Annotated in this window: 22 protein-coding genes; 11 read left to right on the top strand and 11 right to left on the bottom strand. The window is 71.1% G+C overall.

The window, feature by feature from the left end; translation table 11 throughout:
- Positions 1 to 3: 3 nt before the first annotated feature.
- Positions 4 to 1,002, top strand: coding sequence for a glycosyl hydrolase (locus tag ACSP50_RS17745; protein ID WP_043514522.1), 999 nt, complete (start codon positions 4 to 6; stop codon positions 1,000 to 1,002).
- A complete protein-coding gene (locus ACSP50_RS17740) occupies positions 999 to 1,940 on the top strand; it encodes a PHB depolymerase family esterase (protein WP_099343805.1) in 942 nt (313 codons plus the stop codon). Before ACSP50_RS17745 ends, ACSP50_RS17740 begins: the two co-directional genes overlap by 4 nt.
- A gap of 135 nt (positions 1,941 to 2,075) precedes the next feature.
- Here ACSP50_RS17740 and ACSP50_RS17735 read toward each other — a convergent pair whose 3' ends face one another.
- The gene (locus ACSP50_RS17735; RefSeq protein ID WP_014690617.1) at positions 2,076 to 2,453 is read right to left on the bottom strand and encodes a hypothetical protein; all 378 of its coding nucleotides are present in this window, start codon (positions 2,451 to 2,453) and stop codon (positions 2,076 to 2,078) included.
- 143 nt (positions 2,454 to 2,596) lie between these two features.
- Complete coding sequence (locus ACSP50_RS17730; RefSeq protein WP_014690616.1) at positions 2,597 to 2,992, bottom strand: DUF1707 domain-containing protein; 396 nt, start codon at positions 2,990 to 2,992, stop codon at positions 2,597 to 2,599.
- 42 nt (positions 2,993 to 3,034) lie between these two features.
- Between ACSP50_RS17730 and ACSP50_RS17725 the strand changes: the two genes are divergently transcribed.
- Complete coding sequence (locus tag ACSP50_RS17725; protein ID WP_014690615.1) at positions 3,035 to 3,661, top strand: TetR/AcrR family transcriptional regulator; 627 nt, start codon at positions 3,035 to 3,037, stop codon at positions 3,659 to 3,661.
- Between the two features lie 180 nt (positions 3,662 to 3,841).
- Here ACSP50_RS17725 and ACSP50_RS17720 read toward each other — a convergent pair whose 3' ends face one another.
- From ACSP50_RS17720 to ACSP50_RS17705, 4 genes are all read right to left on the bottom strand, one after another.
- Complete coding sequence (locus ACSP50_RS17720; RefSeq protein WP_157432784.1) at positions 3,842 to 4,336, bottom strand: SUKH-3 domain-containing protein; 495 nt, start codon at positions 4,334 to 4,336, stop codon at positions 3,842 to 3,844.
- 202 nt (positions 4,337 to 4,538) lie between these two features.
- A complete protein-coding gene (locus tag ACSP50_RS17715) occupies positions 4,539 to 6,161 on the bottom strand; it encodes a methyl-accepting chemotaxis protein (RefSeq protein ID WP_014690614.1) in 1,623 nt (540 codons plus the stop codon).
- A 302-nt stretch (positions 6,162 to 6,463) separates the two neighbouring features.
- A complete protein-coding gene (locus tag ACSP50_RS17710) occupies positions 6,464 to 7,417 on the bottom strand; it encodes a GGDEF domain-containing protein (RefSeq protein ID WP_231956961.1) in 954 nt (317 codons plus the stop codon).
- A 279-nt stretch (positions 7,418 to 7,696) separates the two neighbouring features.
- Positions 7,697 to 8,611, bottom strand: a complete 915-nt coding sequence (locus ACSP50_RS17705; protein ID WP_014690612.1) for a GAF domain-containing protein — start codon at positions 8,609 to 8,611, stop codon at positions 7,697 to 7,699.
- Between the two features lie 263 nt (positions 8,612 to 8,874).
- On the opposite strand from ACSP50_RS17705, the gene ACSP50_RS17700 reads away from it, so the two are divergent.
- Positions 8,875 to 9,498 (top strand): hypothetical protein, encoded by a 624-nt coding sequence (locus ACSP50_RS17700; protein ID WP_014690611.1) that lies wholly within the window; start codon positions 8,875 to 8,877, stop codon positions 9,496 to 9,498.
- 26 nt (positions 9,499 to 9,524) lie between these two features.
- Here the strand turns inward: ACSP50_RS17700 and ACSP50_RS17695 are convergent, their stop codons facing one another.
- Entirely contained in the window at positions 9,525 to 10,367 is an 843-nt protein-coding gene (locus tag ACSP50_RS17695; RefSeq protein WP_043511631.1) for a hypothetical protein, read from the bottom strand.
- Positions 10,368 to 10,795: 428 nt separating this feature from the next.
- Between ACSP50_RS17695 and ACSP50_RS44610 the strand changes: the two genes are divergently transcribed.
- Positions 10,796 to 10,930, top strand: coding sequence for a hypothetical protein (locus ACSP50_RS44610; RefSeq protein ID WP_255344734.1), 135 nt, complete (start codon positions 10,796 to 10,798; stop codon positions 10,928 to 10,930).
- A gap of 84 nt (positions 10,931 to 11,014) precedes the next feature.
- On the top strand, positions 11,015 to 11,935 hold the full coding sequence (locus tag ACSP50_RS41975) for a hypothetical protein (RefSeq protein WP_014690609.1): 921 nt from the start codon (positions 11,015 to 11,017) through the stop codon (positions 11,933 to 11,935).
- A gap of 13 nt (positions 11,936 to 11,948) precedes the next feature.
- Here ACSP50_RS41975 and ACSP50_RS17690 read toward each other — a convergent pair whose 3' ends face one another.
- Both ACSP50_RS17690 and ACSP50_RS17685 read right to left on the bottom strand, forming a co-directional pair.
- Positions 11,949 to 12,773 (bottom strand): aminoglycoside N(3)-acetyltransferase, encoded by an 825-nt coding sequence (locus tag ACSP50_RS17690; RefSeq protein WP_014690608.1) that lies wholly within the window; start codon positions 12,771 to 12,773, stop codon positions 11,949 to 11,951.
- Positions 12,770 to 13,516 (bottom strand): hypothetical protein, encoded by a 747-nt coding sequence (locus tag ACSP50_RS17685; RefSeq protein WP_099343804.1) that lies wholly within the window; start codon positions 13,514 to 13,516, stop codon positions 12,770 to 12,772. The genes ACSP50_RS17690 and ACSP50_RS17685 overlap by 4 nt, the downstream gene beginning before the upstream one ends.
- A gap of 119 nt (positions 13,517 to 13,635) precedes the next feature.
- On the opposite strand from ACSP50_RS17685, the gene ACSP50_RS17680 reads away from it, so the two are divergent.
- The 4 genes from ACSP50_RS17680 (at position 13,636) to ACSP50_RS17665 (ending at position 19,965) form a co-directional block, all read left to right on the top strand.
- On the top strand, positions 13,636 to 18,669 hold the full coding sequence (locus ACSP50_RS17680) for a DUF6531 domain-containing protein (protein WP_014690606.1): 5,034 nt from the start codon (positions 13,636 to 13,638) through the stop codon (positions 18,667 to 18,669).
- 21 nt (positions 18,670 to 18,690) lie between these two features.
- Positions 18,691 to 18,993, top strand: coding sequence for a hypothetical protein (locus tag ACSP50_RS17675; protein ID WP_014690605.1), 303 nt, complete (start codon positions 18,691 to 18,693; stop codon positions 18,991 to 18,993).
- On the top strand, positions 18,990 to 19,601 hold the full coding sequence (locus tag ACSP50_RS17670) for a hypothetical protein (protein ID WP_014690604.1): 612 nt from the start codon (positions 18,990 to 18,992) through the stop codon (positions 19,599 to 19,601). The genes ACSP50_RS17675 and ACSP50_RS17670 overlap by 4 nt, the downstream gene beginning before the upstream one ends.
- Before the next feature lie 67 nt (positions 19,602 to 19,668).
- Positions 19,669 to 19,965 (top strand): WXG100 family type VII secretion target, encoded by a 297-nt coding sequence (locus ACSP50_RS17665; RefSeq protein ID WP_014690603.1) that lies wholly within the window; start codon positions 19,669 to 19,671, stop codon positions 19,963 to 19,965.
- A gap of 57 nt (positions 19,966 to 20,022) precedes the next feature.
- Here the strand turns inward: ACSP50_RS17665 and ACSP50_RS17660 are convergent, their stop codons facing one another.
- On the bottom strand, positions 20,023 to 24,360 hold the full coding sequence (locus tag ACSP50_RS17660) for an FtsK/SpoIIIE domain-containing protein (protein WP_014690602.1): 4,338 nt from the start codon (positions 24,358 to 24,360) through the stop codon (positions 20,023 to 20,025).
- A 140-nt stretch (positions 24,361 to 24,500) separates the two neighbouring features.
- Between ACSP50_RS17660 and ACSP50_RS17655 the strand changes: the two genes are divergently transcribed.
- Positions 24,501 to 25,928: a hypothetical protein gene (locus ACSP50_RS17655; protein ID WP_014690601.1), complete on the top strand. Its 1,428-nt coding sequence runs from the start codon at positions 24,501 to 24,503 to the stop codon at positions 25,926 to 25,928.
- A gap of 22 nt (positions 25,929 to 25,950) precedes the next feature.
- Here the strand turns inward: ACSP50_RS17655 and ACSP50_RS44815 are convergent, their stop codons facing one another.
- Positions 25,951 to 26,556, bottom strand: coding sequence for a TetR/AcrR family transcriptional regulator (locus tag ACSP50_RS44815; protein WP_014690600.1), 606 nt, complete (start codon positions 26,554 to 26,556; stop codon positions 25,951 to 25,953).
- Between the last annotated feature and the right edge of the window lie 11 nt (positions 26,557 to 26,567).

The raw sequence follows: 26,567 nt of genomic DNA, 5'->3' as shown, positions 1-26,567 counted from the left end.
GCCATGACCATCCCCCGTCCCGTCTGGGCGGTCGGCTCCGTGCTGGCCCTCGCCGCCGCCCTGATGATCCACAACGCCCCCGACGCCTCGGCGTTCGCCGCCACCCCGAAGTCCGCCGTGATCAACTACCTGAAGTCGATCACCGGCACCTCGATCGTCTCCGGTCAACACAACAAGGAGCCGGCCAACCTGCCCGGCCAGTACACCCAGCAGGTCCACGACGTCACCGGCCAGTGGCCGGGCCTGTGGGGCGGCGACATGATGTTCACCGCCACCGACATCGCCAACCGGCAGAGCGTGATCAACCAGGCGAAGACCGAGTGGGCCAACGGCTCGCTGGTCGCGCTCACCTGGCACGCCTGCTCCCCCACGGTCGGCGCGACCTGCAACTTCGACGGCGGTGTCAAGACCGGCATCACCGACGCCCAGTTCCAGCAGATCGTCACGCCCGGCACCACGCTGTACAACACCTGGCGCAGCCGGATGGCCGCCGTCGTCCCCTACCTCAAGCAGCTCAAGGACGCCGGCGTGCCGGTGCTCTGGCGGCCGTTCCACGAGATGAACGAGTCGTGGAACTGGTGGGGCCACCGCTCCGGCGCCAACGGCAGCCTCAAGCTCTACCAGCAGATGCGGCAGTACTTCGACAGCCAGGGCCTGGACAACCTGATCTGGGTCTGGAACGTGCAGGACAACCCGGCCGGCGGGTGGGCCGGCTTCTACCCCGGCAGCTCGTACGTCGACGTCGTCACCCTCGACGCCTGGTACAAGAACTACCCGTCGGCGGCGGACTACTCGCAGATCCAGTCGATCGCGGCCGGCAAACCGATCGCGATCGCCGAGATGGGCAAGGTGCCCACCGCCGCGCTGCTCGACAGCCAGCCGAAGTGGACCTACTTCATGATCTGGTCCGAGCAGCTGCGCGGCAACAACACCAACGCCGAGATCCAGACCTCCTACTTCCTGCCGCGCGTGCTCAACCAGGGCGAGGTCAAAATCTCTTGAGACGATTGACGGTGTACGCGGTGACCGCCCTGTCCCTGGCCCTGACGACCGCCGCGCCGGCCGCCGCCGGCCCGGGTACCTGCCCCCGGCCGGGCGGGCAGACCATGACGGTCGGCTACGGCGGCCGGGAGTATCCGGTCACCGTGTACGTCCCCGCCGGGGACCGGCCGGCCACCCGCCGGCCGATCGTCCTCAACCTGCACGGCTCGCAGAGCACCGGCGGCGACCAGCTGCACTACAGCGACATGGCGGCGGCCGCCGACGCGGGCGGCTACCTGGTCGTGGCACCCACCGCGGCGATCCCTGCCGGGGACGGCTTCTCCTGGAACGTACCCGGGGTCGGCAGCCCGCCGCCCGGGGCCCGGGACGACGTCGGCTTCCTCGACCGGGTGATCACCACGGCGGTGCGCGCGCTCTGCGGCGACCCGGCCCGGGTGTACGGCACCGGCTACTCCGGCGGCGGCCGGATGCTGTCCGCGTACGCCTGCCGGCGCGCCGACCGGCTGGCCGCGATCGCCCCGGTCGCCGGCCTGCGCGCCGGCCGCCCGGACCCGCAGGACAGCACCCGGCCGGACCCGGCGTCGTGTGAGCCGTCCCGCCCGGTCCCGGTAATCACCTTCCACGGCCTGCAGGACGCCACCAACCCGTACGCCGGTGGCGGCTCCCCGTACTGGGGTTACCCGGTGCCCCTCGCCCAGCAGCGGTGGGCCCGGCTCAACGGCTGCCGCGGCGCGGCCACCGAGTCGGCGGTGAGCCCGCACGTCACCCGCACCGCGTACCGCCACTGCCGCACCGGCGCCGAGGTCACCCTCTACACGATCGCGGACGGCGGCCACACCTGGCCGGGCACCCCGATCGACAACGGCAACGGCACGGTCACCCACGAGATCAGCGCCAACGCCCTGATGTGGCAGTTCTTCCAGCACCACCGGCTCTGACGATCCGGTCCCGCCGGCACCCCTTCGCCGAGCCGGGAGGGGTGCCGGTGGGGCGGTGTCGGTCTTCTTGCCAGGACCTGCCCGACCGCCGCGGGCCGTCCTCGACCCGGCATCCGCGTGGCCGGCGGGCGGCGGTCAACAGCGCAGGTCGTCCGCGAAGAGGACCATCGTGGCGCCGAGCACGCCACCACCCACGACGACCGGAGCGGTCAGGCAGACGGTCACCGCCAGGGCGACCCTCGACACGACTCGCAGCGAGCCGGTGCCGGCCCGATAGCGGGCGAGTCCGAAGGATGCCACGCCCAGGCACAGCAACGACGGCACGATCAGGATCAGGAAGGCCACGGCGACCACATAGATCCATGTCGACCGGCAGTGCGGTGTGACGTCCAGGTACGACCACGCCGACAGCGCGCCGACAGCCGGAGCGACCAAAGCCATGACCATCGAGCCGATGGCGAGGACCCACGGGCCGACGGGTTCATGGGCTTGCTGGACCGGTCGGTATGTCATCCCCGGCTCCGAGGCATCCGCGGGCCGAACCTCGCCGCGTTCCGACAGCACTCACAGGTGACGATCCTTGGCATGGGTCCCATCATGAGGGGCCCGCGCCACCGGTGGAGGGGCAGGGTTCACTCGCGCGGCCATCACGCGTGTCAGCTTCTGTCGCGCGGCCAGATCGCCACCGCGATGAGGACGGCCGCCCAGATACCGAGCGGCGCGACCGGCCAGTACCGCTGGAGCTGGCCGTCACGGAGGCACTGCGTGCCCCAGACAGCGTTCATGATCAACGCGCCGCCCAGCCAGTACCGCCACTCGGTCAGCCATTCGCTGCGGTCACGGCGTCGCTGCTCGGCCTGCGCCTGTCGGGCCGGGACCGGCACATCCGCGGTCAGCGGAACCAGCTCGCCGACCGTGGTGGCCCCGGCGGCGACCACCGTGCGCCGATCGAACTCGGCCAGATCGATCCGCCCCTCGGCGAGGGCTGCGGTCAGGCGCTCGATGGTTGCCGCCCGGTCGCTGTCGGCGGCGCGCGTGTCGTCGTGGCTCATCCCGACCTCCTTTAAGATACGACTGTATCCGAAAGGAGGAAGATGCCGAAAGTCGTGGACCGGGACGCGCAGCGCCGGGCGATCGGCGCCGCCCTGCTGACCGTCGTGGCCGAGCACGGACTGGAAGAGGTCAGCGTCCGCACGGTGGCCGCCCGGGCGGGCCGCTCACCCGGTGCCGTTCAGAAGTACTTCCGATCCAAGGAGGAGATGCTCCTGCTGGCCCTCGACATCGCCGGCGAGAAGGCTGAGCAGCGATTGCGGGCCGTCGACCGGTCCGGCACACCTCGCCAGGTGCTCCACCGCCTGGTCGTCGCGACGCTCCCGCTCGACCCCGAGCGCCGGGCGGAGGCGATCGTGTGGGCAGCATTCGCCGCAATGGCCGTCCGCCATCCACCGTTCGCCGAAGTGCTCCGCGAGATCGACCGGGCGGTCAGCGCCGACCTGGTCCGCTGGCTCGAGGCCGGCCGCGCCGACGGCACCGTCGCCCTGCGCGGCGATCCGCGCCGGACCGCGGACGCTGTGGTGGCCCTCTCCGACGGCATCGCGGCCCGGCTGATCTACCACCCCGAAGCCGCCGACGAACTCCTCGCGGCGCTCGACACCGCCCTGGACGCACTGCTCTCACCGCCGAAACCACCCCAACCCGGCGATACGGCTCAAACCACATAACCCCCAAACTACGTTGATCAGACGTCCTCTCGAGGCGATCACCACAAACTGAACAACGAGAGGGGCCCGAACCGCGTTTCCGCAGATCAGGCCTTCACCGAAGGAGTGCGCCCGAATAGGATCGAGCCCCCTAACCTTCTTATCCGTAGCCGCGCTCCAGGCCGACTCGACTAGGGGAACTCAGATCTTCGGCCAAGGTTCTAACCCTGGACTTGTGTATAGACATCTAAGCGGCCGATTAGCACAAACAGCTAGTTGCAGCGCATCCTCGAAGGTATCCCCTAAGCCCCAAATCCAGCCCATCCCAGTCGCCACAACCATGCCACCAGATTCAACAAATACGCTGGAATGGCTGAGCCATTCACCTATGGGGTAGAAATTTCCGCCCAGAATACTCTCCACCTCGCTAGCCAGGGACCGTTGACCGAATCCCCCAGCAGCTGGATCGAAGTTTAGAGGATCATCATTGGAAAAGTTGGGTCCGTCCTCTCGTACGGGCGCGATCGAGAGTCCGCCGAAGCTGCGAAGAACTTCGAGCGCAAGCCCATGTGCATCAAAACCGTCAAGTTTAAGCTGCTCAACCCAGTGGGCAATATCAACATCACGTTCGGTACTCCAGCCAGAGACTTCGAGGACCGAAAGCAACTCCGAGTCAAATCTATCGAACTTGATCACGCATCTCACGACCAAGGTGTGTCTAGCGCCTGCAATACCTTTCGGCAGCGACCACACGGTGAAGCCGGCTCACCATGACCCTCAACATTAGAGTTCGGCATTTCGTCGTTCTCGGTCATCAGAGTTCGCATCCTACCGCCGACGACACCGCTAGATCTCGTCGATCTCCTCGTTCGCGGGTGGACGGGGCCCGAGGCGCCGGTCAGACCCGGAAGGCCTGCACCAGGGCTCGCAAATCGGCCGACATCGTCGACAACTCGGTGGTGGCCTGCTGGGTCCGCGACACACCCTCGCTCGTCCGCTCCGCCGCGTCGGCCACCCCGGTGATGCCGGCGGCGATGTCGCCGGTCCCGTTGGCGGCGTCGCCGACGCTGCGATTCATCTCGGCCGTCGTGGCCGTCTGCTCCTCCACGGCTGAGGCGATGGTGGTCTGGAAGTCGCTGATCCGGGCCACGACCCGGCTGATCTCCTCGATCGCGTTCACCGAGCTGCCGGTGTCGGCCTGGATCGTCGCGATGCGCGCGGCGATGTCCTCGGTGGCCCGGGCGGTCTCCTGGGCGAGGTCCTTGACCTCCGAGGCGACCACCGCGAAGCCCTTGCCCATCTCGCCGGCGCGGGCCGCCTCGATGGTGGCGTTGAGCGCCAGCAGGTTGGTCTGTTCGGCGATCGCCGTGATCACCTTGACGACGTTGCCGATCTCGATCGACGACTCGCCGAGCTTCCGCATGCTCGCCGACGCCCCGGCGGCCAGCGCGACGGCTTCCCCGGCGACCCGTGCCGCCTCGGCGGCGTTCTGCGAGATCTCCCCGATCGAGGCGCCCATCTGCTCGCCACCCGCCGAGACGGCTTCCACGCTGCGCGAGATCTCCTCCGCCGCGGTGGACACCTCCTGCGCCCGGGTGGTCGTCATCTGCGCGGAGGCCGCCATCTGCGCCGCCGTGCCGGTCATCTCTTCCGAGGCTCCGGCCAGGGCCGCCGCGGATCCCGCAATGGTGGTCACCGTGCCGCGCAGCGCGCCGACGGCGGTGTCCATCGCCTGCCCCATGGCGCCGATCTCGTCGTGGGTGGTCAAGCCACTGGTGCGGGTGAGGTCCTTGGCGGCGAGCGCCTCGCAGACCCGCTTGACCCGGTTCAGCGATCCCACGATGCGACGAGTCACCAGAACACCCAGGGTCAGCGCCAGCAGCAGGCCGACACTGAGCACGAGGAGACTCACCGTGCGGTTGTGCGAGTACTCGGTGTCCGCGGCGGCCGAGCCGGCCCGGGCGGCCGCGGTCTCGGCGTCCCGCAGCACCGCCAGGTCGGCGTTGAGCTTTTCGACCACCGGTGTGACGGAGGCGTCGCGAACCCGCGACCACGCGCCCAGGTCGTTGCTGTCGCCCAGAGCCTGCAACTTGCCGCCGGCGATCGCGGTGTACGCACTCCACCGCTGGGCAAGGTCGTCGATGGTGGCGGCCGAGGCGGCCGGCGCCGTACGCCGGTAGGCGCTGAGCGTGTCGCCGAAGCGGGTCAGGTCGCTCTCGAAGGCTTGGGTGAAGTACTGCGAGGCGGACTCGGTGGGCGACAGCGCGGCGTTCGCCGAGTCGGCCTGCGCTTGGGCGGCGGCGCTCATGAGCTCGCCGACCGCCTTGATGCCGCCGACGTTCTTCGTAGAGATCGCCCTCGCCGCGTCACTGGTGTTGCGCAGCCCGGCCAGGCCGGTGATGCCGACGGTCAGCGCGACGGCTCCGGCCAGGCCGACGGCGCTGAGGATTCGTACGCCGACACCGAGGTCGGCCGGCGAGCGCCACCGCGCCCGCTCTCCGGTCAGGGGCCCAGCATCCACGGTGTGGCTCCTTGCTTCGCGGTCAATGTCAGACCTATCGGCACCCGGGCGCAGCCGGTGAGTGTCTGCCGGACATCGGTGGGGATCGGTGTCGGAGGTCACCCGGGCACCGTCCGGCTCGTACCGCGGTGACCTGCGGCGGATCGTCGGCGAGCGGCCGGTATCGCTGCCTCGACCGGATCAAGCAATGGCAAACCGTGGCAGCCCGCTACGCGAAGCGCGCAGCCCGCCACCACTCAGCAGTGCTGCTCATCGCCGCCCCGATCCGGCCGGCGTGCACCTCGGGGAAAGCCATGCACCCGTCAGGATGCTTCGGAGGCCGGGCGGCGGGCCTGCTTGGCGAGGTACATCGCCTCGTCGGCGGCGGCGAGCAGATCGTTCGGGTCCATCGACAGGCCGCCGGCGACGCCCACGCTGGCGCCGACCGGGGTGCCGTCGGTGGCGCTGAGTTCACCGAGCCGACGCTCGATCCGCTCCGCCAGGGCACGGGCCACCTCCAGCTGCGTGTCCGGCAGCAGCACCACGAACTCGTCGCCCGCGAGCCGGCACGCCAGGTCGCGGCTGCCCCGGCGCTTGGCGGTGCGCAATGTGTCGGCGACCTGGACCAGCACGTCGTCGCCGGCCGCGTGCCCCAGCCGGTCGTTGATCTGCTTGAAGCCGTTGAGGTCGAGGAAGAGCACCGCCACCGGCTCCGGGCCGGCACAGCGTCGCCGGAGCTCGGCGGTGAAGACGGCGCGGTTAGGCAGGCCGGTCAGCGGGTCGTGGTGCGCCAGCTGCTCCAGCCGTCGCTGCAGGCGGCGGGCACGATCGGTGCGCCACGCCAGCGTCTCGCCGACCAGCAGGTAGATCGGCAGCGCGTACCCGATGGAGGCCAGATCCGAGGCCGAGGCGCCGTCCAGGATCAGCGGCAACAGGTAGGCGACGATCAGGAACGGACTGGTCTTGAGCGTCATCCCCCGGCGTTCGCACATGCCGTACCAGAGGATCACCATGAGATAGAAATAGCCGTACCGGAACGGATCCAGCCCGGAGGCGATGTTGTAGAGGCCGGTGAGGCCCATCCCGAGGGGGCCGACCGCAAGCCGCATGCCGTCGGAGATCCGCTCCCAGGGCAGGGGCATGAACACCACGCCGAACGCCACCGCCACGAGGGCGACCATGACGGTGTTCCCGCGCCCGGCGTCGGGCTGGGCCGGCAGCAGCGTCATGGCCAGCGCGTACAGACCGCAGCTGGCGAACAGGGCACCGATGGTCACGCCGCTGGTCACCCTGAGATCGCCGGAACGCGCGTTGGTCCGGACGCGGTGCATGTACCACTTGCCCACGGCATTCATATCGGCGCTCTGGCCGATTCCGATGAGCCGCACGCCCATCCCGCGATGTCGGCGGCCGCGGGCGCCGGCCGTGTTCGCCCCACTGGCGCCGACGGCTTTCCTTCTCGTGCGCACAGGACGGCGCCGACCTGCGAAGTCACGCTGCCCACCTACTCCACGGCCAACCCGCCGAACTGGTCAGCGACGTTCTGGTCCCCCGGTTCAGCGATGGAGGTAAGCGGCCAGGCCGCCGAGTTCCTCGTTGGCTACGAATACCGACCGTACGGTGATGAGGGCCTCCTCGACGTGCGCGGTGCAGCCCCACGCGGAGTCACCCCAGGAGTCAGCGATCTTGAGGTCCGCCGGTGCGGTGCACCCGCCGGTCCCGCCGAGCTGACAGTGCTCCGGGCGGGGCAGCGTGGCCTGCGCCGTGACGGCGACACGCATCTGCGCGGCCAGTTCCGCGGCGGCGGCGGCGCGCCGGTCGGCCTCGGCCCGCAGTTGCCGTTCCGCACGAGCCGTAGCGTCGAGTCGGGCCGCCTGTGCACGGCTGCGGTCCAACTCCTGCCGCAGTTTGATCTGCGCGCTGGCCGCCTCCGCCAGGGTGTGCAAGGTTTCCACCTGATGGGGTTCCCAGGCCCGCCGCTGGTCGTCGACGGCGCACAGCCCGCCGATGACCTGCCCGTCGCGGTCGCGCACCGGCACTCCGGCCCAGGCGCCGATGCCGAGCTGCTCCACCGCGGGCACGTCGCGGATCCGTGGGTCCCGACGGGCGTCATCGCTGATCAGCTCCCGGTTGGTGGCGATCAGGAGATGGCAGGGACTCTCATGCACGAGGTTCTGCCGCTGCTCCACCAGCAGGTCGGGGCCGCCGATGCAGCTCTTCCAGAACGAGCGCCGGTCGTCGACGACGGTCACGAATGCTCGCCCGGCGCCGGTGACCTGCACGGCCAGCCGGGTCAACGCGTCGAACTCCTCCTCCGGCCCGGTGTCGAGCAGGCCCGTGGAGCGCACGGCAGCCAGCCGCGCCGGGTCGAACACGGCGGGAGGAAGTCCGTGGGGGTTCATCGGCGCCGCCAGCCCGTCCGCCGGACGCGGCGTGGGCGGCTGCGCGCTGGTATTCGTGTCCACGGTCATGATCACGACTGTAAGCCACCTCTCTTCAGATCGCCGGGAGTGGCCGCGACGTTGCCGAACCGCCACGCCCACGGGTATCGGGGGCTCAGGTCGAGAGCCCGCTGGCCCTGCCGGCGGACGCGGCTCCGATTCACTCCCGTGCCGGAAAGCACGACATGAAGGGCACGGACGGCTGGACGTCATGAGCGCCGTGTCGTGACAGTGTCCCGCGTTGCCGGCGACCGACTGTTGCACGCGTTGAGCATGATCACTGGGTGCTATTGATGCTGATCGCGCTCGGGCCGATCCTGTTGCTCTGGCTTCTCATGTCCCGCGCGCCGCGGACGCGGTGGATCATCGCCGCGGGCCTCGCCGGTCAAGCCGCGACGGCGTGCCTGCTCTTCCACGTCTTTCCCCGCGGCGTCCTCGAGATCTCTCTGTCGGTCCTGGTGCTGAGCGTGGCGACCGCTGTCACCGGCCGTCTCGTCGAACGGCGCCGGCTCGGCCCCGCGAAGCAGACCCGGGTGGGGGTGGCGACGCACCTCCTGGCCGGGTGGTCGTTGCTGGCGCTGCTCTGCGGCGGTGGCATCGCGCGGCCGGGGCCGTTCTTCCCGGAGACCGATGGCGTGCTCCCGTTGCCCGAGGGCCTGCATGCCACCGTCCGTCCCACCCACGATGCGGACTGCGGCTCAGGCTCGTGCACCCGGACGATCACGGTCACCGGCCGACCCGGGCAACGCGGCGATGACCTCTATGACGAGCTGAAACGGCACCTCGAGAAGCGCGGGTGGGGCTCAGGATGCCGCCCCGTCGGTTGGCTGTTGGACCGGAGCACCGCGTGCGTCGAGCTGTTCGTGGCCGGCAACGAGGTGACCATCGATCTTTCCGGCAACCGGGGCGGCCGGTAGCACGTCACGACCGTCGGCTGAGCCGATCACGGCAGCAGGCGGGACTCCTGCAGCAGCAGCGCGTCCAGCGCCTTCGGATCGTTGGGCGGCAGCGCGTACGTGTCGATCATGACCACCATGTCGGCGCGGACCACCAGGCCGCTGGAGCGGATCCGCCCGATCTTGTCCTTCTTCGGCTGGACCTGCGCCGACGTGTCGTCCGCGCCCGCCACCGGGACCGGCTCGCCGTACCCCGCGAACCGCAGCGAGGCCTGCTGGAAGTCGGCGAAGTACCGGGCGTTGCCGGTGCCCTCGAACTGGAACGCGCGCACGTCGACGATCAGGGACCGGCCGTCGATCCACCGGCGGGCGAAGCCGCGCCGGAACTCGTAGCGGTCGAGCACCGCCTGGAACGCGGCCGGCTTCGCGACCAGTTTGCTCATCGCCGCCGAGTCGGCCAGCGCCTGATCGGCGGGCGCGGTCGGCCACTTGCGCGAGCCCTTCGGCGCCGGGATCAGGTACTGCGCCAGGTCGCCCGGATGGGTCGGGCCCGGCGCCGGCTCCGGGTCATCCTCCGCACCCGGCGACACCGTCGGCTCACCGACCGCCACGGTGCGCTTCGGCTGGTGGTCGCGCACGGTGTAGGCCACGGCACCGATCCCGCCGCAGACCACGAGCAGCATCGCCACCACGGCCGAGCCGATGATCCACGCCGTCCGGCTCGACCGGCGCGGCGGGTGCGCAACGGCGTACGACGGCAATCCCGGCGGCCAGGAACCGGGCGGACCCGGCGGGAAGGCCGCAGCCGGATGCGCCGGATACATGGCCGGCGGGCCGGACCAGACGGGTGCGGCGGAGGACGGCTCGCCGTCGTGGGGGTTCGATGACACGGCGCCAGTTTGATGATCATCATCGGGCGGCGCAACCCGGATGTCCGCCCGGCCGGCCCGCGCGACGATTCCCGGGACTCCTATATCCGGCCACCGCGGCACGCCCCTCCCCTGTGCGACCGGAAGTCGGATGGCCCAACCGGCCGCCGCGATGCGGCGACCGATCCGGCAAATGGCGCCGCCCGAACCCACATGTCATCAGAGATCCATCGACGAACCGGCACGTTCCATCAAGGGCCACCGCGATCCGAGAGCCGCATCGTCGACGAGGCAGAGCAAGCAGTAGCGCCGTGCAGGGACATGGAGACATCGGTGCACACACCGACCTCAAGCAGGCCGGCGACGATGCCGGACCTGTCAGAAACCCGTCGGAGAATCGACGTCTTCGAATCCCGGCCCACTCGTCGGCGAACCGTACAGTCAACCCTGTGACGGACATCGGAAGCCGCAACGGTGACCGGCCCTGCGAGATAATCCGGGGAAAGACCATCGCCGCCCGGCAGATACACGCCTCGCAGGAGTTCGCCGTCGAACGAATAGCAGCCACCCCCTCCCCGGAGTGACCCCCGACACCGTATGCGCCATCACAACGTCAAGGCGGCCTGATCTACAGCGCTGCACTTCTCCAGTAAGGCAGGGCTTGGCCGATGGCGACCCCTCCACGCAGCAAGGCTGATCAACGGTTCGAGTTGTTTCTCATCCTGCTGCTGTGGCTGTTCGTCGGCTACCTGTACCTCTTCGTCGGTCCCGGAACGTTCTTCACCAACCTGGTTGACGGAGGCGGGGGTGACCAAGGGGGTAATGGCAATGTCCAAGAGGATGTTCAGCGCCGAAGAGCCGCAGCCGAAGCGGCGTTGTCCCAAGGAACCGCGAGCGCTGAATACCGTAAAGCGGTCAAAGTCGGCGAAACGGTTGAGGTGCGGTTGACGATCTGCGGAGCCGCGGCGAAGGACTGCAAAGACAGCCCCTCCGCTACATCTCATGACCCCGACCATGCCGTCGTGATCGCACCGACCAAGACCGGCGGCAACATCGAGGTCACATTGGTTTCGCCTGACAAGGAAGGTCTGCCGGAGGACCTCAGCGGTAACGGGACGAAGTTTGTGCCGGCCAACGGCACCAAACGTTGGGCTTGGTCGCTTAAAGCAGAGCGTCCAGGCACCTACAAACTCACCGCGCGGGTCATCATCCATTGGGGTGAGACCGAGGCGGAGTTGGACACCACTGAGGTGCCTCCCATAACGGTCGAGGTCGAGGACACTTTCAGTGCTTGGACGGCTCGATGGGCCAAACGCGCTGGTGACTTCATGAACAGCGTGGGAGGCGCGTTGGCCGCCCAGTTCGCCGCAGTCGTCGGCTTCCTGGTGTACCGCCACAGCAAGCGGAACACGCCGGCCACCGCGGCGGCACAGGCCCTACCCACGGTCCCGCCGCGGCCCGCCCCATCGACGGCGCAACCGCAGCCGCAGCCGATGGCGCCAAGAGCATCCGGCGCCACACGCCGGTCGCCCCCTAAACCACGGCAGCCCGTTGCGACGACTTCCCCCGACAGAGTCCGCAAAAGGTAGGGAGCGCGCCGGTCTACGTCGACATCCTGCACGCCGTCTTCGGCGGGCGGTGATCCTCCATCCAGGACGTGGCGAAGTCGACCACGTCCCGCTGCGGCATCAGGCGCGCAACGGCACTGCCCACCGGCCCGACCGCGATGGCGCCCACCGCCTCGTACGCCGCGCCGATCACCGGGAAATCCGAGGCGTCGGTGACCGGCGCCGTCCAGGTGACCCAGCGGCTGCCGCCCTCCCCGTCAGCCACCGCGGCCCCGTAATCCATCATCGGCGCCTGCGGCCGGCGACTCTCCGCCAGATGCAACGAGGTGTTCCGATCGTGTCCGCATCCCAGCAGCAGCACCTTGCCGTGCGCCCGGTAGAGCGCGCCGACCGGCGAGTTCTCCCCCAGCGGCTGGTCGAGCCGGTGCCCGCCGACGATGGCCCGTGCCCGGTCACCGACCGCGGCGAACGACACCGACGGATGGCCGCTGCGCACCGCCCCCGGCCAGGTCCGCACCGTCTCGGCCAGCACACCCATGTGCTGGCTGGGCGTGCACCGCGGGTCGAAGCCCGGACTCTGCTCGCGGATCACCGGCCACCACCGCGGCGGCACCGGCGGATTGCGCCACCCGGCGGGATCCGAGTTGAACGGCGTGTGCGTCGGCACCGCCAGTGTGCCGCCCGGTCCCACCACCTCGAGCAGGGCCCGGACGACCGCCTGCACCCGGCCGGCCACGAACCCGAGGGACCGCGTCGACGCATGCACCAGCACGGTGTCACCAGTCGACAGCCCCAGATCCCGGAGGTCGGCGGCCAGGCTTCCCACGGTGTGCGGCATCGGCTGGGTCTCCGCGGTCATGGTGTCCGCCCGATCGCGTCGTCGCCGTCCGCGTGCACCCGCAGCGACCCGCCGTCGCGGCTGACCCACGGATCGGTCCACGACTCCCCGGCGGCGGGCACGAGCAGCCGGGCCGAGGCATGCCCGGCGTCGTACAGCAGCAGCGATCTGATCCGGCGACCCAGGCCGCCCATCTCCCATTCCTGCGCCGGATGGTCGTCCGGCCCGGCGGCCTGCACCGTGTAGAACCGGTCGTCGACCCATCGCCCGACGCTGTCCAGGACGATCCCGTCGCCGACCGGCTGCCCGTCCACCCACAGCCGGCCGGCGTTCGCCCGGTCCCACCAGAGGACCGCCCGGTGCCGGCCGGCCGGGCTGAAGTCGATCCACACGTGCCCGGTGCCGTGTTCCAGGTAATAGGCGTGACAGGGCCGGTCCCGGGCGCAGACCGCCGGCTGCCGGCAGGGGCGGTCGATCCGCTGCGCGCAGCCGAAGCCGGCCGCCGCGCAGTCCCGCGGGACCGCCCGGGACAGCACTTCGATCAGCTGGTCGCGGTACGCGTCGTCGCCCAGCAGGTGCCGGTATTCGTCAGCCTCCTGTCGCCGGGTGTACAACTCCAGAGCCGTCGCCGAACCCCGCAGCCAGGACTTCCACTGTTCGTCCACGCCCCGCCACCGGCGGGCGCCACGCACCTCGAGCTCCTCCGGCGGCTGCCGCAGCGCGCGCACGATCCGCTCCTCGCGGGTCTTCTCACCGCGTCCCACCGCTCCCCCGATCATCGGTTTTGTGGCGTGTTGTACGGTCCACGCGGCAACTGTGGATGAACGTGAGAGTTCAGCCAGATTCAGGGCGTAAGCGTAGTGACCAATGGTAGGAGCAACTGATGCCGCGGCCGAGTGACTGGTGGGTACTCGACCTTGATGCGGACCCGACTCCCGGCGAGCCGGCGAATCTGGTCACGACGGGTAATCGGCTGCTGGACTTCGCCGACGACGCGCACCGCGCACAGCGGGCGGTGGATTCGCTGCAGGGCGACGGTGCGGTGCTGACCTGGATCGGCCAGTCCGGCGACGCGTTCCGTGAGCAGTTCGGCGAGCTCCCCGCGCAGCTGCGCAAGGTGTACGACTCGCACCGGATGGCCGGCGACGCGCTGCACGCCTTCGCGCCCAGACTGGAGGCCGCCCAGGCCATGGCCGACCGGGCGCTGGCCGACGGGCGCGCGGCCCGCGAGCAGCTGACCGGGTTGACCGGGCAGCTCCAGCTCGCGCAGGGCGACGTGACGGCGATCGGGCAGCAGGCGACGGCGTTGCAGCAGCACACCGACCCCGATCCGGAGCAGGTCAAGCAGGCGATCCGCGACTCCGAGGCGGCCAAGCAACGGCTGGCCGACGTGCAGGGCCGGGTGGCCAGCGGACAGCAGGCGCTCAACGCGGCGAAGTCGCTCGCCGAGCAGGCCCGCCAGCTGCGCGACGGCGCCGCTCAGGAGTGCAAGCGGGAGATCGCCGCGGCCTCCGACGCCGGGATCCAGCCGCGGTCGTTCTGGCAGAAACTGGGCGAGTTCCTCAAGGGGCTGTGGGACGTCGTCTGCGAGGTCGCCAAGTGGGTGGCCCTGGTGGCCGGCATCATCGCGATGATCATCGGCGGCCCGCTGGCCTGGATCGCCCTGGCCGCCGGGGCGGTGCTACTGGTCAAGGCGATAGTCGACTTCGCCCAAGGCAAGGGCAGCATCACCGATCTGCTCTTCGCGGTCCTCGGGATCATCCCCGGGGTCCGCGGGCTGACCTCGCTCTCCCGGCTGTCCGCGCTCTACAAGGCCGGCGGTCTCAAGGCGATCGCCCAGGCGGCACTGACCTCGATGAAGAACACCGTGCGCGGCCTGGCCACCACGGTCACCACCGCGGCCCGCGGGGTGGTCGACGTGGTCAAGACGGGGTTCAGCAAACTGACCGGCAAGATCAACAAGATTCCGGTCACCACTTCGAAGCGTACGTTCGAGATCCCCGCCTGCGGCGACCCGGTCGACGTCAGCACCGGCCGGGTGTTCCTGCCGGAGACCGATCTCGATCTACCCGGATCGCCGCCGTTGCTGCTGGAGCGCACCCACCGCTCGGACTACCGGTCCGGCCGGCTGTTCGGGGTGTCCTGGGCGTCGACACTGGACCAGCGGATCGTGGTGGAGTCCGACGCGGTCCACATGCTGGCCGCGGACGGGACGCTGCTGACCTATCCGGTGCCGGGTGCCGAGGGGCCGGTGGTGCCGGGCCACGGACGCAGCCTGCCGCTGCGCCGCTCCGGCGACGGCTTCCTGGTCACCGACCCGGCGACCGGCCGGTCCCTGCTGTTCGCCGCGCCGGTGGCGGATCCGGAGCCGGACCTGGTCGCCCCGCTGCTCCCGCGGGAGGTGCTGCCGGAATCGGCCGGCACGGTCCCGTCCCGGACCGCAGAGCTGGTCGCGATCGTCGACCGGGAGGGCGGCCGGATCGAGGTGCTCCGGGACGGCCGGGGCGCTCCGGTGGAGGTGCGGCACGGCGACGGCCGGCGGATCGCCGTCACCACCGAGGACGGGCAGATCACGGCGTTGCACCTGGTTCCGGCCACCGGCGGTGAGCCGGTGCTGCTGCGTACCTTCGGCTACGCGGACGGGCACCTGGTCACGGTGGCCGGCCCCGCGGGGCAGACGATGCGGTTCGGCTACGACGGTGACGGCCGGATGATCCGGTGGGACGACAGCAACGGCCAGTGGTACGCGTACACGTACGACGCGGACGGGCGGTGCGTGCTCGGCGAGGGACGGGACGGGTACTTCGGCTACCGGTTCGACTACGACCCGGACCAGCGGCGGACCAGCGCCACCGACTCGCTCGGGCACACCACGGTCTACCAGCTCAACGAGGACCTGCAGGTGGTGGCGGAGACGGATCCGCTCGGCAACACCACGCGCAGTGAGTGGGACAGCCAGCACCGGTTGCTGTCCCGGACCGATCCGCTGGGCCGCACCACCCGGTTCCTCTACGACGCCGACGGCGGCCTGGAGGCGCTGCTGCGCCCCGACGGCAGCTCGGCCAAGGTCGTACACCGGGGCGGGCGGATCGCGGCGGTCACGGTGACCGGGGACGACGGGCGACTGTGCCGGCGTGACTACGGGCGGGCCGAGGCACCGGACCCCACCGTCGATCCGCTCGGCGCCGGCCCGCGGCCGGCCGAACGGCACCGGGCCGGGACGACGGCCCCGGCCCGGGCGTCGGACCCGGCCTCGCCCCGGATGCTCGTCGGCGGCGCCGGACCGGCCGTATCGGTCGAGGCTCGGGACGGCTTCGGCCGGATCAGTGCACTCGGCGACACGACCGGCCGGCGCATCGTGCAGGGCTGGACCGTCGACGGGCAGCCGGCCTGGCGGGAGAACGCGGACGGCGATCGCCGGCAGTGGCGGTACGACGCCGAGGGCAACGCGATCGCGCACACCGACGAACTGGGCCGCACCACCCGCACCGAATACGGGCCGTTCGACCTTCCGGTGGCGACCGTGACACCGTCCGGCGCCCGCACCACCTACGACTACGACACCGAGCTGCGACTGATCCGGGTCACGAATCCGGCCGGGCTGCAGTGGCACTACCGGTACGACCCGGCGGGGCGCCTGATCGAGGAGGCGGACTTCGACGGACGCCTCAGCCGGTACACCCGCGATCCCGCCGGGCAGCTGACCCGCCTGGTCAACGCGGCCGGGGAGAGTTTCGCATTCGAGTACGACGTGCTCGGCAACCTGATCCGCCGGACGGCCGTCTCGCCGACCGAAACCCGTACGACGACGTTCCGGTACGACGCGGTGGGACATCTCGTCGAGGCGATCGGCCCGGACGCTGTGCTGGAGATCACCCGCGACGCCTTCGGCCGGGTCACCGCCGAGTCGATCAACGGGCGGGCGATCACGCACGCCTACGACGACAGCAGCCGCACGGTGACCCGGGAGACCCCGGCCGGCGTGGGAACACTGTGGTCCTTCGATCCGGACGGGTTCCCGATCGGCATCCGCATGGCTGGACACGAGGTGGCGCTCTTCCACGACGCGGGTGGCCGCCCCGTCGCCGAACGGCTCGACGAGTCGGTGACCGTGGTCCGGCAGTTCGACGCCGGCGACCGGCTCGTCCGGCAGCGGCTCAGCGACGGCGCCGGCGCGGAGGTGGAGCGCGCGTTCGGCTACCGCGAGGACGGGTCGCTGACGCTCGTCGACGACAGTCGCGAGGGCGTCACGGTCTTCCGCCTCGACGATGAGGGACGCGTCACCGCCGTCGACGGGCCGGGCCGTCGTGAGGACTACCGCTACGACGCCGCCGGTGAGGTGGTCGAGGCGTCCGCTTCGGTCGCCGGAGCGACCGTTCCCGGCGACCGGCGCTATCAGGGCACCCAGCTGGTTGAGGCGGGCGGGATCGAGTACCGCTACGACCCCGCCGGCCGCCTGGTGCAGCGCCGGGATCACGGGCGGGTCTGGACCTTCCGGTGGGACGCCGACGGCCGCCTGCACGGCGTGATCACCCCCGACGGCGGCCGTTGGCGGTACCGGTACGACCCGCTGGGCCGGCGGATCGCCACGCAGCGACTGACCGACGGGCCGGCCGACGCCCCGCTCGACGGTCCCGTGCTGAACCAGACGGACTTCGCCTGGGACGGGCCGGTGCTGGTCGAGGAGTCGGACGCCACCGGCCGCACCGTCACCTGGCAGCACGACCTGGACGGATCGCGGCCGCTGGTGCAGGTCGACGGCGACCGGCTGCATCTGCTGATCTGCGACCCGAACGGGGCGCCGACCGACCTGGTCGCCGCCGACGGCACCGTGATCCGCGGCTCCGCGCCGTCGCTCTGGGGTCACCACGCCGGGGCGGGGACGCCGCTGCGTTTCCCCGGCCAGTACGCCGACGCCGAGACCGGGCTGTACTACAACCTGCACCGCTACTACGACCCCCGGACCGGCCGTTACCTGAGCCCGGACCCGCTCGGGCTGAGCGCGGGACCCAGCCCGGTGCGGTACGTCGACGATCCGCTGCTGCAGAACGACCCGCTGGGCCTGTCGCCGCGCTCCTGCACGATCGGCAAACGGCCCCGCTACGACGACGACGCCCCGACCGAGCTGGACGATCTGCTCAACGACCCGGAGATGCTGCTCGCCGGCAGCGCGCTGAAGAAATTCAAGATCAGCGCCCCGCCGAAGACCAAGTTCCCCACGCCGCCGGGCAACCTGCTGATCGGCGACATGAAGACGGCGCTGGCGAAGTACGACTCCGACTTCGCCAACGCGTCCCTCGCCAAGTTCCACGGCCCGCAGGACCAGAGCGCGGTGCTGTCCGACGTCTTCAACATCGGCTCCAAGACCCCGAAGCTCGAAGGCTGGTCGGTGGAGTGGCTCAACAAGTTCGAGCGCACCGGCGGCGTCAGCGACTACCTCAAGAACGCCGACGTCGAGAACTCCTGGGTCCGCGGGCACCTGCTCAACGAGGACTTCGGGTTCACCGGGCACACGCACAACTTCGCGCCGATGACCACCATGGGCAACAACGCCTTCAAGAACGGCTTCGAGCAGCGGGTGAAGGACGCCTTCGTCCGGATGGACCAGCTGCAACGGCTCCACCCGCAGAAGTTCGACCAGCTCGGCTCGACGTTCACCGTCGACATCAGGGTGACGCCGAGCCGGGAGGGCCTGTTCGACGGGGTGCCCGGGGTGGACGTCGCGGAGCTGGCGATCCCCAAGCACATCAGGGTGGAAGCGCAGTACATGATCGACGGCAAGCCGCTGCCCGACAGCGTGCTGAAGGACCTCAACAGCACCATCTGGAAGGAACGACCGGTCAAGCCGCTGCCGTCGAACAACACCATGAACCCGGTGACCGGCGAGTGGGACCCGCCCGTCCCCACCAAATTCTGAGAGACGGAGAGAGGTCGACGGATGGCTTCGTCCGATCAGCTGAAGGTGGACCTGACCGGCCTGGAGGACCTGGCCGGGACTCTCGACCGCATCCGGGACGGCCTGAACAGCACCGGCCGCTGGATCCTGCAGTTCACCGGCGACCTCGGCGGCGACGACGTCGACGACGCGTTGGAGGACTTCGAGTCGCACTGGAGTGACGGCCGCTCCCGGGTGGAGAAGAACTGCGAGCGGCTCGCCAAGAGCGCCAAGCAGGCGGTGGAGCACTTCCGCAAGGCCGACGACGAGTTGACCAAGGAACTTCAGGAACAGGTGAAGAGTTGACAGACCCCACCGGCTTCGCGATCACCGTCCCGGACTCCTGGTTCGAGATCGACGTGCACCCCGACACCCGCAACAGCGCGATCAGCTCGCTGGTGAACGAGCGGGTCCGGTCGGTGCCCGAGCTCAACCCGCACCGCAGCGCGCTGACCCGGGCGCTGCGCGGCGTGGCGCGGACCGCTCACGCCAACGGCGCCGCCTACTGCGGGGCCATGGTGCAGGGCTTCGACGAGGCGTTGCTGACCGCGAGCGTCACCGTGACCATCGTGCGGGCCCCCGGCGAGGAGGTCGAGGCGTCGGCAGTCGCCGCCCAGCTCCGTCCGCTGCCGCGCTCCGGTGCGGACGGGCCGTGGCGTGAGGTGGTGCAGGCCGAGCTGCCCGGGATCGGCGGTGTCCCGCGGACCCGGGGCGTCACGGACGTCGTCCTGCCCGAAGGCGAGGGGTGGATCCGGTCGGTCACGATGCAGACTTTCGTGCCCTTCCCCGGGGTGCGGTCCGACCGGATCGCCGTTATCACCGGCAGCTCGCCGATCCTGCCGCTCGCCGAGGATCTGCTGGACCTCTTCGACGCGATCACCAGCACTTTCCGATTCATCTCGCCGGACTCCTGACCGCTCCTCGGTCGCCGGCCCACCAGCGGGAGCGAAGGCTTCCGTCGTACGAAAGGGAAATGTCGTCATGGCGAACGTCAATGTCACCTATGGGGAGATGCAGAATGCCGCGAACCGGCTCACCCGCGGCAAGGACGAGGTCCTGGACAAGCTGAACGAGCTCCGCCGGATGGTGAACGAGCTGGTCAACGGCGGCTACGTCACCGACTCGTCGAGCAAGCAGTTCGAGCAGTCGTACGACGAGTTCAACCAGGGCGCCACCAAGATGGCCGACGGCCTGGAGGGCATGGGCAAGTACCTGACCGCCGCGGCCGACGCGTTCAAGCAGGCCGACGAGGAGTTGGCCAAGGCGCTCAAGAGCTGAGCGGCACACCGCGGCGCGGGGGCCGGCCGGGACCACCCGGCCGGCCCCCGCCGTGTGTCAGCGCGGCACCTGCACCACGGTCGGCTCGGCGTCACCCAGGTAGAGCAGTGCCCGTCCGGGCTGGACCGGCTGACCCACCGCGGTCCGGGGCAGGCGCACCCCGACCAGGTCGCCGTCGGTACGGTTCTGCGGCGACAACAACGCGCCCCGGCGGGACTTGCGGGCGTCCACCAGCCAGCCGCTGAAACCGGCGCTGAGATCCTCGGGGTCGCCGGCGTACACGATCCCCAGCGGCCGGGGATCGCCGCCGCGCAGGATGGTCCGCAGCTCGGTGGAGGCGGCGACATCGCGCAGTGCCTCGGCGTCGTCCACCGCGATCAACGCCCGGCCGGTCGTGGCGTCCAGCGCCGCGGTGAACGCCGCGGCATCCACGTCGGGGCCGGTGAACGCCGCGACCACCCCCGGCCGGCCGGCCAGGTCGCGCAGCGGCGAGGTGCGCGGCGCCAGGATGATCACCTGCTGTCCGGCGTCCAGGGCGGACCGGGCCATCGCGACCAGCGCGGTGCTGCGGCCGGACTTCGGCGGGCCACCCACCGCGAACGCCGGCACCCCCTCGGCCAGGTCGGGACCGAACGCGGTCAACTGGTCGCCGCCGACGCCGAACAACAGCCAGCCGGCACCCGCCTCCGCCGGGCGCAGGGCCGCGACCTCGGCGTACGCGATCTGGGCCGGCAACTCGCCGAGCCGGAACGGCCGGGCCGCGGCCGGTACCGGGGCGTCCCGTTCGCGTGTCCGGCGCCCGATCTCGACCAACGCGGCCGCCTGCCCGGGCCCGCTCGCCTCGCCGGGCAGCAGCGCGATCTGGGTCTCCACGCCGGATCCGGCCCGCAACGCCCGGCCCGGCGCCATCCGCTGCGGCACGTCGCGCGGCGAGATCCCGGCCAGCGACATGTCACCGGGATCGGGCATGCGCAGGACGATCTTCTCCTCGGTCAGCGTGGCGATCCGCCCGGTCAGCACCGAGCGGTCGCCGGCGACGATAAGGTGCACGCCGCAGCTGGCGCCCTCCCGCAGGAACCGGAACAGGATGTCGGTCAGCGCGCCGGCGTCGAGTTCGCCGAGTGAGGACAGGAAGCCCTCCCAACTGTCCAGCAGCAGCACGATGTGCGCCAGCGGTCCGTCCGCGGTGGCCGCCGCACGTTGCTCGGTCAGGTTGGCGAAGCCACCGGCGGCCAGCACCGCCTGCCGGCGACGGATCTCCTCGTCCAGCCGGCGGATCAACCGGACCGCCCGCTCCACCTGGACCCGGGTGACCACGGCGCCGCAGTGCGGCAGCTCGGCCGCGGCCAGCAGCGCGCCGTTTCCGCAGTCCAGCCCGTAGAGGTGCAGGTCGGCGGTCGAGTAGGTGCCGGCCAGTGAGCCGGCGATGGTGCGCAGAACCTGCGACCGTCCGGTCCGCGGCGCACCCGCCACCACCAGGTGACCGAACCGCTCCAGCTCCACCACGGCGGTGTGCCTGGCCTGCTCGGCGGGCAGGTCGTCGACGCCGTAGGGGGCACCCGCGTCCGCCCGCAGCGTCTCCACGCCGAGGCTCTCCGGCAGCGCCGGCAGCCACGGACTGTGCTGCGGCGGGATGCCACCGGCCTCGGCGGCCGCGCTGATCGCCGCCACCAGCACCTGCAGGTCGGTGACGTCGTCCCGGTCGTCGCGACGCTCCACCGGCCCGTCCTCGGGAATGCGGCCCAGGTCGGCCCAGCCCAGCGGGCGTACCGACGGGTCGGGCAGGTCGGCCGAGCGCCGGCCGGACCGGCGGCCGCCGACCCGCGCCGCCTGGAACGGCACGAGGGAGGCGTGCCCGAGCCGCACGTACGCCCGGCCCGGTGTGCTCTTGCTGATCCGCGCCGCGTCCGGGGCGTTGATCACATCCTGGCTCTCCGAGGTGTCGGTGACCCGCAGGGCGATCCGCAGGTTCGTGTTCGCCCGGATCTCCGGGGACACCACACCACCGGGACGCTGGGTCGCCAGCAGCAGATGGATGCCGAGCGAGCGGCCCCGCTGCGCGATGTTGACCAGCCCGGTGACGAAGTCCGGCAGGTCACGGACCATCGACGCGAACTCGTCGATGACGATGAGCAGCCGGGGCAGCGGGGCGCGGCCGGGATCACGGTCGGCGGCCCGGACGTAGTCGTCGATGTCCTTGGCCCCCGCCGCGGCCAGCAGATGCTCACGCCGCCGCAACTCGGCGCCCAGCGACTCCAGCGCCCGCCGGACCAGATGTTCGTCCAGGTCGGTGACCATGCCGACGGTGTGCGGGAGGCGTACGCAGTCACCGAAGGCACTGCCGCCCTTGTAGTCGACGAGCACGAACGTCATCGCGTCCGGCCGGTTGGCGACGGCCAGCGACGCCACCACGGTCTGCAGCAGCTCCGACTTGCCCGCGCCCGTGGTGCCGGCGATCAGGCCGTGCGGGCCGTCGCGCCGCAGGTCGATCTCGAACGGGCCGTCGTAGGACTCGCCGACCACCACGGCCGTGCTGCGGCCACCCATCCGCCAGCGGGCCAGGATGGTGTCCGCGGCCGGCGGCTCCAGGGCCAGCACCTGCAGCAGGCGGCTGGAGGCGGGCAGCACGGCGTCCTCGTCGTCGTCGCTGACGTCCCGCAGCGGGGCCAGCGCCCGGGCCACCCGGGCACACCATCCGGGGTCGAGGAAGTCCGGGCGCACGCCGGCGATCTCGTCGCTGCCGGCCTGGGTCACCCGCAGGCCGCCGCCGGTGACCTCGACCACCGCCTGGCACTCGGCCGGCAGCAGCCGCCGATCGTCGTCCAGGCACAGTGCGTGGATGCCGACCGCCGGACCGGCGCGCAGCAACTGCACCACCCCGGGCAGCGACCGCAGCCGGCGCGAACCGTCCAGCACCACCAGTACGTCGGGCTCGCCGGCGGGCACCTCACCCGCCTCGGACCGCACGCTGGCCCGGTGCACACACATCTCCAGCAGTTCGGCGACCCGGCGGCTCACCGAGTCCGCGTCGGTGCCGATCAGCACGGCCGGCCCGGACGCACCCGGCGGCCGGGCGTGCGGCAGCCACCGCGCCCAGTCCCAGCACTCCCGGCCGGTCGGCTCGGTCAGCACCACCACGTGCAGATCGTCGGGACTGTGCAGGACCGCCGCCTGCACCACCGCCCAGCGGCCCAGCGCCCGGGCGGTGCCGTCCGCACCCGCGACGCCGACCACACCGCACTCGCGGAGCGGGACCGTCACCGGCACGTCGCCCGAACTCCACCGGCTCGAGCGGCGGTGCTCCTCCAGCGCCAGATCCTCGACGGTCACCTCGGACGGCTGAACCGCGCTCCCCACGCGCAGCCGCAGGTAGTCGGTGTCCCGCCGGCGCCGCTCCCACAGGCGGTGCCGCGGGCCGGTCGCGATGCCCGCGACGGCGGCCGGGTCGGGATACCGGTGCCGGCGTTCCCGCCGCTCCAGCCGGACCGCCTCGCGGATGTCGGCTTCGATGCCGGCCCGCCGGGTGCGGTGCTCGGCCATCTGCTCGGTGTACGAACGCCGGCCGTTGCGCCGGTTCACCAGATGGTTGCCGAGCATCGACAGCGGGCTGAGCAGAGCCAGGAAGAGCGTGCTGGTATTGCCGGTGATCATCACCAGCGCGAGCGCGGCGGCCAGGGGCAGCAGCGCCATCAGCCACGGCAACCGGGATCGGGAGGCCTCCTGGGGCGGCGCGGGCAGCCGGAATCGCGTCTGCCGCGGCACCGGGAGAATCCGTGGTGGACGGTTGTAGTCGATCGTGACGTCGTCGGCGGACATCTGCAGGGCCGCGTCCGGCAGCACGTAGTCGGCGAGTTCGAGGATCGTCGAGCCGAGCGTGACCTGCTCGCCGGGCGACCACCGGACCCGCGCCTCGACCGGCTCCCGCTCGATCTCCAGGATCGTCCCGGCGAGCGGCTCGATCCAGCAGTCCCCGCTGAGGTCGACGGTCAGGCGCGCGGCCACGGTGGCCAGCCCGGGGTCGGGCACGGACACCCAGCAGTCGTCGCCGGAGCCCACGTCGCCGGCGCCCGCGCCGAGGGGGTGCGTCGCACCGATCGCGGGGCCGCCGGTGACGCGTACCTCGAGGAGTCCCGGAATCTCGGTGATCGAGCCGTCGACCGGAGCGTCCAGGCCGACGACGGCTCCCTCCCGCAGTGGCGACTCGGTCAGGGTGAGAGCGGGATCGAGCGGCCGACCGCTCAGATAGAGCGCACCGGCGGTGCGGTCGGCGGCGTCGCGCATCAGGGTCTGCAGCACCCGTGCGAGATCACCGATCCGGTTGCCGGCGTCGGCCGTCACCGCGACGTCGGCGTGTTCGCTGGTTCGCGGATCGACTACAGTCAGGAAAAATCGCACAGTGTCTCCGTATGGGCGGCACGAGGTCCACTCGTGATTCCACAGCAGTCGGTCAAGGTGGTCGCGAGCGGGCGGTGATCGAGAGCATTGCGACACTCGCGTAGTCTTTTCGCGTTTGTCCAATCGTCTCTGGGGATCGCATGCGAAGCCGAGCGCTACCGACACCGTCCACCCTGCCCCTGCTGCTGGTCGCCGCCGTGCTGGGCCTGACCGGTGTGGTCGCCGCGGAACAGCCGGTCCGTCCGCCGGCCCACCCGGTCGCATACGCCGCCCAGGAGTCGGTGAAGTACTACGTCGTCAGGAAGTCGTACAAGGGCGAGCCGGAGTTCCTCTACGAGATCGCCGAACGGTTCCTCGGCAACGGCGACCGATATGCCGAGATCTTCCGGCTGAACCAGGGACGCCTGCAGCCCGACGGCCGGGCCATGACCAAGCCCGAGGAGGTCGGTGCCGGCTGGATCCTGCAACTGCCGGAGGACGCCAAGGGCAAGGGCATCGTCGTCGGTCCGCTGCCCGTCGTGAGCGCCCCCGCCGCCGCGAGCGCCGGTCCCGCCAGCGCCGGCGCCGGCGTGCCGCCGGCGGCGGCCCCGGCCGCCGCGACCCCGAACGCGGCCGGCGGCTCCGGATCCCATCTCGGCCCGGTGCTCGGCCTGGTGGGTGGCGGTCTCCTGCTCGCCGGCGCGGTCGCGGCCGGCCTGCTGCTGCGCCGGCGCCGCGCCGCGGGTGGCACGGTGGCCGGCGACACCGCCCCGGCTTCCCCGCTGCCCCGGGCCGGGGCGATCCCGGCACCGTCGGCACGGCTGAAACGGACCCCGGCTCCGGTGCTGGTCAGCCAGGTGGACGCCGCAGCGAACTGGGCCGTGGACCGGGCGCTGCGCGTCGTCGCCACGGCCTGTCACCAGGCCGGCCGCCCGCTGCCGCTGTTGTACGCCGTGATGATCGACGCCGAGCGGATGGTGCTGCGACTGGCCGTGCCGGACGACCGGCCGCCCGCGCCGTGGACGGTGCTGGAGAACGGCCGGGCGTGGGAGGCACCGCTGCGCGATCTGCAGGCCGCCCCGGTCGACCTCGCCGTACCGGTGCCGACCCTGCACCTGGTGACCATCGGTACCGCGGACCGGACCCGGGTGCTGCTCGACCTGGGCCAGTGCCACGGTCTCATCTCGCTGACCGGCGACAAGGCCGCGATCCGCGCTCTCGCGCTGATGTGGGCCACCGAACTGGCCACCAACTCCTGGTCGGCGGAGAGCGGCGTGCTGACCGTGGGCCTGGGTGACGCGCCCGGCGATGCGGGACGGATCCGGGCCGCCGACGGGGTCCGGGCTGCCCTCGACCTGGCCTCCGCCTCCGGTACGCCGAGCGCGCTCTTCCTGGCCGCCCCGCCCTCCGGCCGGGACGCGGCGGCCCTGCGGACGCTGATCGCCAGCCCCGAGTCGGGTTCCGCCGCGGTGATCCTGGGTTCGGTGGCGGACGCCCGGTGGACCTTCACCCTGCAGCCGGACGGGCGGTTGGACACCGGCGCGGTCGGCATCGTGGTGCACGCGCCGCTGACCACCGCCCGAGGCTGAAATACGGCGGTCGCCGGGTGGCTCAGTTCGTGATTTCGCTGAGGGCGGCTCGTGCGGCCCGCCGGGCGACGGCGATGACGACCTCGTCGCCGGGATCGGTGGAGGGTGCGGCCTGAACGGCGGCATTGATGCTGAGCACCGCCATCCGCAGCAGGAGCACGTTCTGCGGTGACGGGTCCGGCAGCAGGGTGGTCAGCTCGTCGACGAAGTGGTTCAGGCTCGCCCCGATGCGGTTGCCGTCGGGTCCGCTGGTCAGGGTGCGGGCCAGCAGCGGGTTGGCGCTCATGAACCGGATGCCTTGCAGCTTCTCGGCGGTGAAGGAGTCCACCCAGCGCAGGACCGCCGTGGTGAGCAGCGCCGGGGTGCGGGGCTGCTCACGCAGCCAGGTCACCAGCTGCTCGGCCTCGACACCGCGCTCGTCGAACAGCGACTGCAGGATCGCCTCCTTGCTGTCGAAGTAGTAGTACAGCGACGCCTTGTTGATGCCGAGTTCGTCGGCGATCTGGCGCAGCGACGTCGCCTCGTAGCCCTGTTCGGTGAACAGACGAAGGGCGATCCGGCGCACGAGCGCCCGGGTCTCCGCTCCGTCGCGGCGTCCGGCGGTGCGGGTCCGGTGTGGGGTGGCCATGCCACGAGCTT

Origin of the sequence: Actinoplanes sp. SE50/110 (genome assembly GCF_900119315.1) — a bacterium.
In the GTDB taxonomy this organism is placed as follows: Bacteria; Actinomycetota; Actinomycetes; order Mycobacteriales; family Micromonosporaceae; genus Actinoplanes.
The sequence above is the reverse complement of the archived record's forward strand: the minus strand, read 5'-3'. Positions and strand labels throughout refer to the sequence as shown.